Consider the following 10,796-nt stretch of genomic DNA (forward strand, 5'->3'; position numbering starts at 1 on the left):
GGGTGCGAGACCCGTCGGGTTACGCCCTTTGGGCTAACCCGACCTACAGTTCGCGGTTCTTGGTCGTCACGGGTGGCGCAGGGCCATGAAAGTTAGCGATGGTTGCAGGGAGTGAGATGGCGGCTGAGTGGTTGGCGCAGGTGATCCTGCCCTGGGTGCTGGCCAGCGTGATGCTGGCGATGGGGATGAGCCTGACCGGGGCGGATTTTCAGCGAATCTGGAGACATCCGCGCAGGGTCCTGCTGGGCCTGGGGTTGCAGATCCTGGCATTGCCACTGCTGGCCTGGGCGCTGGTGCTGCTGTTGCCCCTGCCGCCGATGGCGGCCGCCGGGCTGCTGCTGGTGTCGCTGGTGCCGGGTGGCGCCACATCGAACATGTTCAGCTACCTGGTGCAGGGCGATCTGGCCCTTTCGGTCAGCCTTACGGCGATCGCCGCGATGGTGGCACCGTTCACGCTGCCGCTGATCATGGGCTGGAACTTCGAGTTGCTCGGGCTTGCCGCACAGGGCTTTGCGCTTCCCTACTGGCACACTGTGGGGCAGCTGCTTCTGGTCACGCTGGTTCCCGCGCTGGGCGGCATGCTGCTGCGCCGGATGTTGGCCGAGGCGACGGTGCTCGGATGGCTGCCGAGGGTGAAGGTCGTGACCGGCGTGGCGATGGTCGGCATCGTCTTGGCGTTGTTCCTGGCCTACCAGCACCGGCTCCCGGCGCTGCTCAGCATCGAGACGCTGGCGGTGTTGCTGCTTTGCATGCTGGCAATGAGCCTGGGCTATCGGGTTTCACGCAGGTTGCGCCTGCCGCGCGACAGCGTGCGGGCGATCACCGTGGAGGTGGGGGTCCAGAATGCCGGGGTTGCGATGATGGTCGCGTTCGCCATCCTGCAACTGCCGGCGTTGGGGCTGGTGCCGCTGCTCTACGGCCTGTTGATGAATGTTCCGGTGTTCCTGTGGGTCTTTTACTGCCTGTGGCGGGATCGCCAGCTGGTGGCCGTCACCGAGCGCTCGTGAGTCGATTGGGCCGCATGGCTTGGGTCACAAGCTCCGGTACCTGATCTCGGTATTGCCGATCTCGCCGGTGGTGTCGAGCAGCAGGGTGTCGATCGCCGGGGCGCGGTTCAGGATGTAAGCCGCCATCATGCGCCCGACGTCGTGGTTCTCCCGCTCCAGTGCGCTGAGCAGCTTGTCGCCGACGATCCGGATCCGGTCCTCGATATCGGGTCGCGCGACCCATTCGCGGCCCATCTGACGACCCGTGTCCATGTCCCGGTCCATCTCATCGAAGAAGTCGCCGGATTCATGGACGATTTCGTCAGGAACGTTCAGCGTGTACATCTCGTCGTCGACGACGACTTTAAGATTCATGTCCCGGTAGCCCCGGCGGTCGGTGAATGGCCCACTAGGGTGCGCACCGCGAACGTCGAGGTCAAGCCACGCGTCGGCGACGGGGGCGGGGCCCGGAAGACGGGCGCTGCGCAGGCTGTAGGCAGAGAAAAGGCCGGAGGAAAAATCCTCCGGCCCCTGGCTGGCCGTGAAGGCCAGAAAGCCGGAGGCACGCCACGGTGCCTCCGGGAAGTCGGTCAGGTGATCTTGACGGTGACACCCTTCTCGCCATCCGGCCCGACCATGTGCACTGCACAGGCGAGGCAGGGGTCGAAGCTGTGGATGGTGCGCAGAATCTCCAGCGGCTGATTGACGTCGTACATCTGGTGATTGTCCATCAGCGCGGCTTCGTACGGACCGGGCTGGCCCTCTGCGTCGCGCGGTCCGGCATTCCAGGTGGTGGGCACGACGGCCTGGTAGTTGCTCAGTTTGCCGTCTTCGATGACCGTGAAGTGGGTCAGGGCGCCACGCGGGGCTTCCATGTAGCCGACCCCCTTGGCCTGCTTCGGCCAGCTCTTCGGATGCCACAGGTCCTCGTTGAAGGTACTGAGGTCTCCGGTCACGAGGTTGGCCATCAGGTTGTCGTACCAGGTCATCATGTTGTCGGCGATGATCTTGGTCTCCAGCGTGCGGGCCGCGGTGCGCCCCATGGTGGAGAACATGGCCGTGATCGGGAGATCGAGCTGGGTGAGCGCCATCGTCGCCAGTTCCTTCGTGGGCTCGTGCCCGCTGGCGTAAAGCATCAGCACCCGGGCGAGGGGACCCACCTCCATCGGCTTGCCACGCCAGCGCGGCGACTTGACCCAGGAGTAGTCGTTCTCGACATCGAGGAACTTGTACGGGGCCTTCGGACCCGTGTAGTTCAACGTGGTTTCCCCGTCCCAGGGGTGCAGACCGACGTCCTTGCCGTCCTCATAGTCGTACCAGGAACTGGAAACGAATTCCTGGACCTGTTCGGGGTCGGTCAGATCGAGCGGGTGTATCGTGGACAGGTCGCGATCGAGGATCACGCCCGAGGGGATCAGATAGCTGGACGGGTCGCCGTGACCTTCGGCCGGGAAGTCGCCGCAGGTCAGGAAGTTGCCCACGCCTTCGCCGCGTTCGAACCAGTCCTTGTAGAAACTGGCGATGGCCAGCGTATCGGGGACGTAGACCTCGTCCACGAACTCCTGCATCTGAATGATCGCGTCGCGCACGATGCTCATGCCCAGGTCGTTCATCGTGGTCTGGCCATTACCGGTGGGGCCGCCGCTGAACGCGGTTGGGGCGCCGCCGACCACGAAGTTCGGGTGCGGGTTCTTGCCTCCGAAGACCGCCTGCAGTTTGGCGACATCGCGTTGCCAGGCCAGGGCATCGAGGTAATGGGCGACCGCCATCAGGTTGGCTTCGGGCGGAAGCTTGTACTCGGGATGACCCCAGTAGGCATTGGCGAAGATCCCCAACTGCCCGGATTCCACCAGGTTCTTCACCTTCGTCTGTACGTCGGAAAAGTAGCCGGGAGAGGAATTACGGTACTTGGAGATCGACTGCGCCAGTTCCGAGGTTGCCTTCGGGTCTGCTTTCAACGCGGAGACGACGTCCACCCAATCCAGTGCATGCAGATGATAGAAGTGCATCACGTGATCGTGGATGTACTGCGCTCCGCTCATCAGGTTTCGGATCAGCTGGGCGTTCTGCGGGATCGGATAATCGAGTGCGTTCTCGACCGAACGGATCGAGGCCACGCCGTGCACCAGGGTGCAGACCCCGCAGATGCGCTGGGCGAAGGCCCAGGCGTCGCGCGGGTCGCGGCCCTTCATCACGATCTCGAGCCCGCGCACCATGGTGCCGGAGCTGTACGCGCTCGTGATGCGGTTCTCGTTATCGGTTTCCGCCTCGATGCGCAGGTGACCTTCAATACGGGTGACCGGGTCAACAACAATTCTATCTGCGCTCATTTTTTAGCTTCCTCTACCAGATTGTCAGCCACCAGCTCGAGGAGGCTGTTCATTTGTTTATCCCAGTTCAGCTTCTCGCCGCTGTCGTCGAAGTTCTGACGGCAGTTGGAGCAGCTGGTCACCATCATCTCGGCGCCGGTCTCGCCCAGTTGCCGGAACTTGGCGCCCATGACCTTGTAGCGCAGGGTATCGGCGCGGTGAATGGTGATCACGCCGCCGCCGCCGCCGCAACAGGTGTTCATGCTGCCGCCGCTCTTGGACTCGATGAGCTTGACACCGAGCGCCTCGAGCACCTTGCGGGGGGCGCTGGTGGCACCCCCGCGACGGGAGATCTGGCAGGGATCATGGAAAGCCACGGTCGAGTTGACGGTCTTGAGCTTGAGCGAGCCCGAATCCACCGCGTCGGCGAGGAATTCCGAGATATGCTGGACCTTGAAGGGCAGGGGCTTGCCGTACATGTTCGCCCCCTGCCAGCGCAGGGCCTGATAGGCGTGCCCGCATTCGGGCAGGATCACCAGCTTGGCGCCGATCTTCTCGGCCGTGGCGATGACCTTCATCGACATTTCCTTCTGCCACGCGGTATTGCCCGAGAGCAGGCCGAAATTGGTCGCCTCGTAGCCGTCGGTGCGGTAGGTCCAGCTCTTGCCCATCTGGTTCAGGATCTTCGCGGTGGCGGCCATCGATTCCGGATACTTCTGGATCTCGATGGAGGACATCAGAACCAATACCTCGGCCTCGTCCTCATTCATGTGCATGTCGACTTCGTGCTCGTCGCCCATCCACTCGACGCGATCCTCGAAAACCTGCGGCGTTGCGCCCAGCGGGCTGCCCTCGCGTTGTGCCTTCTCGGTCACCGTGTACAGCTCGTGCGGGACCAGACCGGCGTGGAACATGCCATGGCGGGCCATCCCGACCAGTGTCGCGATGTCGATGCTCATCGGGCAGATCAGCGTGCAGCGCCCGCACATGGTGCAGGTGTCGTACAGCAGTTCCTGCCATTCCTTGAGCTCGTCGAGAGTGACATTCTTCTTCAGGTTGAAAGCCTTGTAGAAGAAGGCCAGGGGGCCGGCTTCGCGCTTGTAGGCCTGCTTGAAGGGTTCGAGCTTCCAGATCGGGGTGTGCCGCGGATTGCCGCTGGCCTCGTAGAAGGGGCAGGCATGGGCGCAGGCGCCGCAGTGGATGCAGGCCTCCATGTAGGTCGCCGTAACCCGGCCGAAGTCCTTGGCGAAGTTGGTCATCGCCTTTTCGACCCGCTCCTCGTCACTCATCTCGCCCTGCAGATCAACCCGCGTACCGGGCTCGACCACCGAGAGGCGCTTGGCCTCGAGGTCGAGGGCCATTTCAGTCGTTGTCTTACTCATGCCATACCCCCCCTGCGTGCGAACCGGGATCCGGTGGTGTAGCGGGAAACCACGAACCAGAATGAATGCATCAGCTTGCCGAACGGGAAGTAGATCAGCAGCAGCCAGACGCTCAACAGATGGATGGCGAGTCCGGTCTCATAATGCGGCCAGAGGTTGGCCGTCGTCGCCAGGCCGGTCACGAAGGGCAGGGTGGTAACGAACCAGGTCGCGTAATCGTCGAAGTTCGAGATCAGCCGCTGGACCGGGTTCACCAGCCGCTTGGTCAGCGCGATGAACAGCGCCACCGTGGTGACCAGGGCTACGAACGTGATGACGCCGCCCGGCAGAGTCCACCAGGTGAACCCGACGATGTCCGCGAAGAACAGCATGTGCGGCGTGCCGAAAAAGAGCACGATGAACAGGCCAAGGTGAATCACGTAGCCCACGATGTACTGGGCACCCACATAGGGCACGAAGGGCTTGTAGGGCCAGGCGTGTGCGTACAGGCCCTTGATGCCGCCGATCCAGGCGCCCTTCTGACGAGGCTCCGAGAGGTCCTTCTTCTGGCGCAGGGCCCAGACGCCGACGAGCCGCCAGAAGATGCCCAGGACGAAGATGAAGATCGCGATCTGCATCGCGGGACCGCGTGCAAAGTCAAGTAGCGTCATGACTACTTACCTCCCGAGATTTTGTCTTGATTCTTGCGCGACATGACCGCCGACGCTGCCCCGAGGGCCACACCGGCTGCCGCCGCGATCGCGATGCCCTCCGCGGAACCCCACTGTCCTGCCGACAGCGGCTTGTAGAAGCTGTCCTTGTCCCAGAAGTTGGGTTCGGAACAACCGAGACAGCCATGCCCGGACTGGATGGGCCAACTGACGCCCTGGTTGAACTTCATCGTGGCGCAGGCGTTGTGAGTGATCGGGCCCTTGCAGCCGACTTCGAACAGGCACCAGCCCTTGCGCGCGCCCTCGTCGTCGAAGCTCTTCGCGAACTTGCCCTGGTCGTAGAACGGCCGGCGGTAGCAGCGGTCGTGGATGGTGTCGCTGAAGAAGGCGGACGGCCGCTTCAGTCGATCGACCGCCGGCAATTCGCCGAAGGCCAGGAAACTGGTCAACACGCCGGTCATGACCTCCGGAATCGGGGGGCAGCCCGGGACGTTCAGGATCGGCTTGTCGGTAATGATGTCCTCCACGCCGACCGCGCCGGTTGGATTGGGCCTTGCGGCGCCGACTCCGCCATAGGCGGCACAGGTGCCGATGCTGACGATGGCGGCGGCGCCTTCGGCGACTTCCCGGAGCGACTCGAGGTGGGTCTGGCCGTGGGAGGTCGAGTAGATGCCGTCATCCTTCAACGGGATGGAACCGTCGACGAGGACCAGATACTTGCCCCAGTTCTCGTCCATCGCGTTGCGTAGCGCCTCGACGGCCTGATCGCCCGCCGCCGCTTGCAGCGCATGCTGGAAGTCCAGCGAGATGAAGTTGAAGATCAGGTTCTCGACGGTGGGCGAGAACGCACGGGTCAGGGACTCGATGCAGGCGGTGCATTCCTGGTAGGACATCCAGATGACGGACTGGCGGCGTGCCTGTGCGAGGGACGCTGCCATGGCCGGAACCATGGTGGCGGGGATGGCCATGCTCGAGGCCACTCCCGCACAGAACTTGAGGAAGGAACGCCTGGAGATGCCCTGGCGTCGCAGTTCCTCTCCTAAGGTTAACGAGTGCTCTTTCATGCCGACCCCCTTGTGCAAGTCGTCGCTGGATTGCGAGTGGTCAATGGGAATTCCTTTCGGGTTCTTCGAACAGTTTTGAAAATCGTTCGGCGCTCGCCTGGATGTCTTCCGGGTGCGCCTCGAGGATCATCGGCACCGTGCCGATCTCCAGTTGCTGGGCGGCAGGTTGGTCGCCAGCGTTGTAATACTTGACCCACCACACCCCCGGGAAGGCGGTCTCGTGGACCTCGGTGCGTCCGGAGGCGCTGACCTCTGCCGCGACCTCGCCACGCCCGAGCCGGTCCTCCAGCACCTGAAAGTCGCCTTCGCTGAGGGGCAGGTTGCCGAGTTCGACGATCTGACGCTCGCCGCCCCGGGCAACGGTCAGCAGGTGGGCGGCGACCTCACGCAGCAGGGCCTCGGCCATGCCGGTCGGTTCGGAGCCGGCCGGGCCGGGGCCGGCGTCGAAATGGACGGGAATGTCCTTCAGGCTCATGACTGCCACCGGCGGGCGATTTCCATCACCGTCTCACAGGCCCTCGGGATCGCGTTCCCGACCGCCTCGGTGGGGCGTTCGCCCCAGTCGAAATCCTGGGGCTGGATGCCGACGAGCGCACGCCGCGCGGGGAGTAGACCCTCGAGCGCGGCCACGGCGAGGAGGTCGGAAAGGCTGACCTCGTGCACGCTGCTCTTGCCGCCGGTGCTGACGAAGTGATCCATCGCATCGCCTTCGAACACCTGGATGGTGCCCGGCGCCGCGTTCAGTGCGGCGGTGTCGACCACGATCAGGGCATCGGTCGAGACGATCGCGTTGGCCAGCATGAAGCTGAGGGTGCCGCCATCCATGAATTCGATACCGGGTGTGCCGGCCTGTTCCTGGGCCAGTCGGTTGACGATATAAACGCCGACGCCTTCATCGGTGAGAAGGATGTTGCCGAGCCCGAGAACGAGCACGGAATCGCTCTTGGTGACCTGCGCGGAGGGCGCTGGAGTTTCGGCCGGGGTTGCGCTGGTGATCATCTTTAGCCTTTAACGGTGCCTGCTGGGATCGCCAGCTGCGTCCAGGCATTTGCGTATGACAAATGCGTGTTACTTATGAATAAATCAGCTGATGCTGATGTATGGAGCAAGGATGCGGGAGGGTGTGCCCTACGGCGGTGATCTAGATCACATTCGGCCCCGTTCCAGTGTGGGAAGGTGGCGCTGTGGCAGAGGCCTGTCAGACTATCTGTGTGACATCCGCGGGAACTCTGCCAGCGGACGTGAAAAGGGGTTGAGCAACGATGTGTCTGGGTATTCCCATGCTGGTGGTGGAGTCGGATGAATTTACCGCCCTGTGTGAGCGGCGGGGCGAGCAGCGGCGCCTGAACATGATGCTGATCGGTCCGCAACCGGTGGGGACCTGGGTCCTGGCCATCATGGACCACGCCAGGGAGGTCCTCGCACCAGAGCAGGCGAAGCAGATCGACGAGGCCGTGTTGGGGCTGGAAGCCGCCATGCGTGGTGAAACCGATCTGGACGGCTTTTTCGCCGATCTCCAGCTCCCCTCTGCCATCGGGCCGCCACGGTAGCGCGTTCTTGAACCAGGAAGCCGCAGCCATCCGGCAGCGCCTGGAGGAGGCCTTCCGCCGCGTACAGGCCGAGCGCATGCAGGACATGCCGCTGCTGCACCGCGCCCTGACGGTCGAGGCCCTGGGATTCCGGCGCAGCGGGGCCGCCCAGGTTGGGGTTCTGATCACTCCGTGGTCGATGAACCTGCTCCGCCTGCCTGACGCCGACCCGATTCCCGAGGGTCGGACCGGTACCCGGGAACTGCCCCGGGGAGCGGTCGACTTCGTCGGCGCCCGGGAAGAGGGTATCGGGCCCTACGAGACCTGTTCCCTGTTCTCGCCCATGTTTCGTTTTGCGGACCAGGACGCGGCCCGCGCCGTCGCCTTCGAGACACTGTCGCTGCTGCTGCAGCCCGGCCCCGATCTGAAGCCACCGGAACCGCGGCGTCGCGGCGGCCCGATCGCCGCTTTGCGCCGCAACGTTGACCAGGATTTCGATCGGCGCGGGTTTCTCCGTGGAGCGTTTCTGGATGACGACACCGATTCCCGCTGAGGGGCGGGTCGATCTCCGTCTGGATTGGGGCGGGGACGCGGTGCTCGGGGCAGAGGTACGCTCGCGGCGGCCGCAGCCCCAGCGCCTGCTTCTCGGCCAGCCGCCAGCGCATGCGCTGGCGGTGATTCCACGACTCTACAGTCTGTGCGGGGACGCCCAGACCGTTGCGGTGGAGGCGCTGCTGAGCCTGGTCGAGGGCGGAACCGTCGATGCAGACAGGGCTTCCGGTTGGGCTGAACGCATCCGCCTCGAGAACATCCGTGAGCACCTCTGGCGTCTCGGGCTGGACTGGCCCGGGATTGCCGGTGAGGCTCCGCAGCCGGGCCCCCTGCGCGAACTGCTGGCCGGTCGCGAGCGCTTCGCGCAGGACCGGGATGCTGCGCGCGCCTGGGCATTGCAGACGTCCATCACGCTGTTCGGGGATGCCGCCGTGTCCTGGCTGGATCACGGGGACCCCCAAGCCTTCGATCGCTGGCTGCACGATGCGCCGACGGTCCTCGCAGTGCTGCTGCGGGGGTTGCAGCCGCGGCTTGCCGGGCTGGGTCGCTCGCAGGCACCGTTGTTCCGGGACGCCGATCTGGAACCCTTGGTGCGGGATGTGCTGCCCAGGCTTCGCGACGACCCCGAGTTCCACTGGCGCCCGGACTGGCGCGGGCGCGTCTTCGAGATGGGGCCCCTGGCGCGCAATCGCGAACGACCTCTGGTCGCGTCGCTGCTGGCGCAACGGGGTGCAGCGGATTCCTGGATCCGGGTGGTGGCACGGGTGCTCGAACTGGCCCAGGGCTTACACTCCCTGGTCGAGGGTGCGGCGGCGGCACACGCGCTGGCCTGGCAGCTGCGGGGTGACGAGGCCGTCGTGGTGCTGGAGATGGCCCGCGGCGTGCTGCTGCACTGGATACAGGTCGATTCAGGACGCATCGGCGACTACCGCATCGTCGCGCCCACGGAATGGAACTTCCATCCGCGGGGACCGATGCTGGAGGGCCTGCTGCAGTTGCGGGGCAGTGACGAACAGCGGTTGCGGGACGCCGTGGCCCTGCAGGTGATGGCCCTGGATCCCTGCGTGCAATACCAGTTGGAGATCGTCCATGCATGAAATGTCGCTGGCCGAGGGCATCCTGCGCATCATCGAGGATCAGGCCGCCGAACGCGGCTTCGATCGGGTCCTGCGGGTCCGGGTCGAGGTTGGCCGGCTGGCCGGCGTCGAGGTCGCGGCCCTGCGCTTCAGCTTCGACGCCGTGATGAACAACAGCGTGGCGGAATCGGCCGTGCTCGAGATCATCGATACACCGGGTCAGGGTTGGTGCCTGGATTGCGGTACGAGCGTGGAGATCAGCGCCCTGTACGATGCCTGTCCCCTCTGCGGCGGATACCGGGTACAGGCCACCGGTGGCATGGACATGCGCGTGCTGGACCTGGAGGTCGACACGGCCGACCCGCAGCCGTCCAACAGTGGAGCTCCCGCTCGCTAAGGACGCCGATCGCGGGTATCGACCAAGGCATCGAACGACCGGGAAGGTGAGCCAGCGCAATACCCTGGCGCGGTATTGGGAGCATTCTTGGCCTTGGATACGGTTGGGCGGCTGCGAACCGGCCAACAGCAGGTCCTGGCACAGCGGGTCACCGGGCAAAGCCCCACGATTCGCCTCATGAACAGCGGGGGTGTAGCCGCTGCGATTACCATTGCCGCTCGAGGAAGCGGATCTCAGGAGGTCACCGATGTGCACGGTATGCGGTTGCGGAGAAGGCGAGACGCGGGTGGAAGGGCGGCCGGTGGGCGCCCATGAGCACGAGCATCGCCATGCCGACGGCACGGTGCACAGCCACGCCCACGACCACGTGCACGAGCACGAACATGGTGCCGGGCATGAGCATCAGCACGGGCACCAGCACATGCACCGTCATGCCGACGGCACGGTGCATGCCCATGTCCACGATCATGCAGGTGAACACGGGCACGGCGAGGCGCACGGCCACCGGCACGAGCATGCGCATCCGCATCGTCATGGGGACGGCATCGAGCACAGCCATCCGCACGACCACGCGCGGGAGCACGGCCATGGGGCAGGGCACGAACATCAGCACGTGCAGCCTCACCAGCACGAACACCGTCACGCCGATGGTACGGTGCACGCCCATCCGCACGACCACGATGCCCATCATGGTCACGGCACCGGCCATGACCATGGACACGCCGCCGCCGAGGCGCCGGCTCGGTCGGGAGACGACTTCCACTACGGGCAGGGTCCGGCGCATGCACATGCGCCTGGGATGACCCAGGAGCGCATGGTCCGCATCGAGCAGGACATCCTCGGCAAGAACA

At 64.7% G+C, this 10,796-nt stretch carries 13 protein-coding genes; 5 read left to right on the top strand and 8 right to left on the bottom strand.

The window, feature by feature from the left end; all coding sequences use genetic code 11:
• Positions 1–98: 98 nt before the first annotated feature.
• Entirely contained in the window at positions 99–1,007 is a 909-nt protein-coding gene (locus EA346_RS01185; protein ID WP_296754615.1) for a bile acid:sodium symporter family protein, read from the top strand.
• A gap of 24 nt (positions 1,008–1,031) precedes the next feature.
• Here EA346_RS01185 and EA346_RS01190 read toward each other — a convergent pair whose 3' ends face one another.
• The 7 genes from EA346_RS01190 to EA346_RS01220 all read right to left on the bottom strand — a co-directional run bounded on the left by EA346_RS01190 (position 1,032) and on the right by EA346_RS01220 (position 7,390).
• Positions 1,032–1,361, bottom strand: a complete 330-nt coding sequence (locus EA346_RS01190) for a hypothetical protein (protein WP_296754617.1) — start codon at positions 1,359–1,361, stop codon at positions 1,032–1,034.
• Positions 1,362–1,576: 215 nt separating this feature from the next.
• Positions 1,577–3,316, bottom strand: a complete 1,740-nt coding sequence (locus tag EA346_RS01195) for a nickel-dependent hydrogenase large subunit (RefSeq protein ID WP_296754620.1) — start codon at positions 3,314–3,316, stop codon at positions 1,577–1,579.
• A complete protein-coding gene (locus EA346_RS01200) occupies positions 3,313–4,677 on the bottom strand; it encodes a heterodisulfide reductase-related iron-sulfur binding cluster (RefSeq protein ID WP_296754622.1) in 1,365 nt (454 codons plus the stop codon). The genes EA346_RS01195 and EA346_RS01200 overlap by 4 nt, the downstream gene beginning before the upstream one ends.
• The gene (locus EA346_RS01205; RefSeq protein WP_296754625.1) at positions 4,674–5,327 is read right to left on the bottom strand and encodes a nitrate reductase; all 654 of its coding nucleotides are present in this window, start codon (positions 5,325–5,327) and stop codon (positions 4,674–4,676) included. Before EA346_RS01205 ends, EA346_RS01200 begins: the two co-directional genes overlap by 4 nt.
• 2 nt (positions 5,328–5,329) lie before the next feature.
• Positions 5,330–6,391 carry a hydrogenase small subunit gene (locus EA346_RS01210; RefSeq protein ID WP_296749318.1) on the bottom strand — a complete coding sequence of 354 codons (1,062 nt, stop codon included), beginning with the start codon at positions 6,389–6,391 and terminating at the stop codon, positions 5,330–5,332.
• A 40-nt stretch (positions 6,392–6,431) separates the two neighbouring features.
• Positions 6,432–6,866, bottom strand: coding sequence for a hydrogenase expression/formation protein (locus tag EA346_RS01215; protein WP_296754627.1), 435 nt, complete (start codon positions 6,864–6,866; stop codon positions 6,432–6,434).
• Positions 6,863–7,390 carry a HyaD/HybD family hydrogenase maturation endopeptidase gene (locus EA346_RS01220; protein WP_296754630.1) on the bottom strand — a complete coding sequence of 176 codons (528 nt, stop codon included), beginning with the start codon at positions 7,388–7,390 and terminating at the stop codon, positions 6,863–6,865. The genes EA346_RS01215 and EA346_RS01220 overlap by 4 nt, the downstream gene beginning before the upstream one ends.
• Before the next feature lie 263 nt (positions 7,391–7,653).
• On the opposite strand from EA346_RS01220, the gene EA346_RS01225 reads away from it, so the two are divergent.
• The 4 genes from EA346_RS01225 to hypA are packed head-to-tail and all read left to right on the top strand — an operon-like array spanning position 7,654 to position 9,945.
• A complete protein-coding gene (locus EA346_RS01225; RefSeq protein ID WP_296754632.1) occupies positions 7,654–7,941 on the top strand; it encodes a HypC/HybG/HupF family hydrogenase formation chaperone in 288 nt (95 codons plus the stop codon).
• 7 nt (positions 7,942–7,948) lie between these two features.
• The gene (hybE, locus tag EA346_RS01230; protein WP_296754635.1) at positions 7,949–8,473 is read left to right on the top strand and encodes a [NiFe]-hydrogenase assembly chaperone HybE; all 525 of its coding nucleotides are present in this window, start codon (positions 7,949–7,951) and stop codon (positions 8,471–8,473) included.
• Positions 8,451–9,569 carry a nickel-dependent hydrogenase large subunit gene (locus tag EA346_RS01235; RefSeq protein WP_296754637.1) on the top strand — a complete coding sequence of 373 codons (1,119 nt, stop codon included), beginning with the start codon at positions 8,451–8,453 and terminating at the stop codon, positions 9,567–9,569. The genes hybE and EA346_RS01235 overlap by 23 nt, the downstream gene beginning before the upstream one ends.
• On the top strand, positions 9,562–9,945 hold the full coding sequence (hypA, locus tag EA346_RS01240) for a hydrogenase maturation nickel metallochaperone HypA (protein WP_296754641.1): 384 nt from the start codon (positions 9,562–9,564) through the stop codon (positions 9,943–9,945). Before EA346_RS01235 ends, hypA begins: the two co-directional genes overlap by 8 nt.
• 241 nt (positions 9,946–10,186) lie before the next feature.
• Here hypA and EA346_RS01245 read toward each other — a convergent pair.
• Positions 10,187–10,796: hypothetical protein (locus EA346_RS01245; protein WP_296754644.1), on the bottom strand; the 610-nt coding region annotated here is incomplete at its 5' end.

This window comes from Thioalkalivibrio sp. (assembly GCF_007692535.1).
In the GTDB taxonomy this organism is placed as follows: domain Bacteria; phylum Pseudomonadota; class Gammaproteobacteria; order Ectothiorhodospirales; family Ectothiorhodospiraceae; genus Thioalkalivibrio.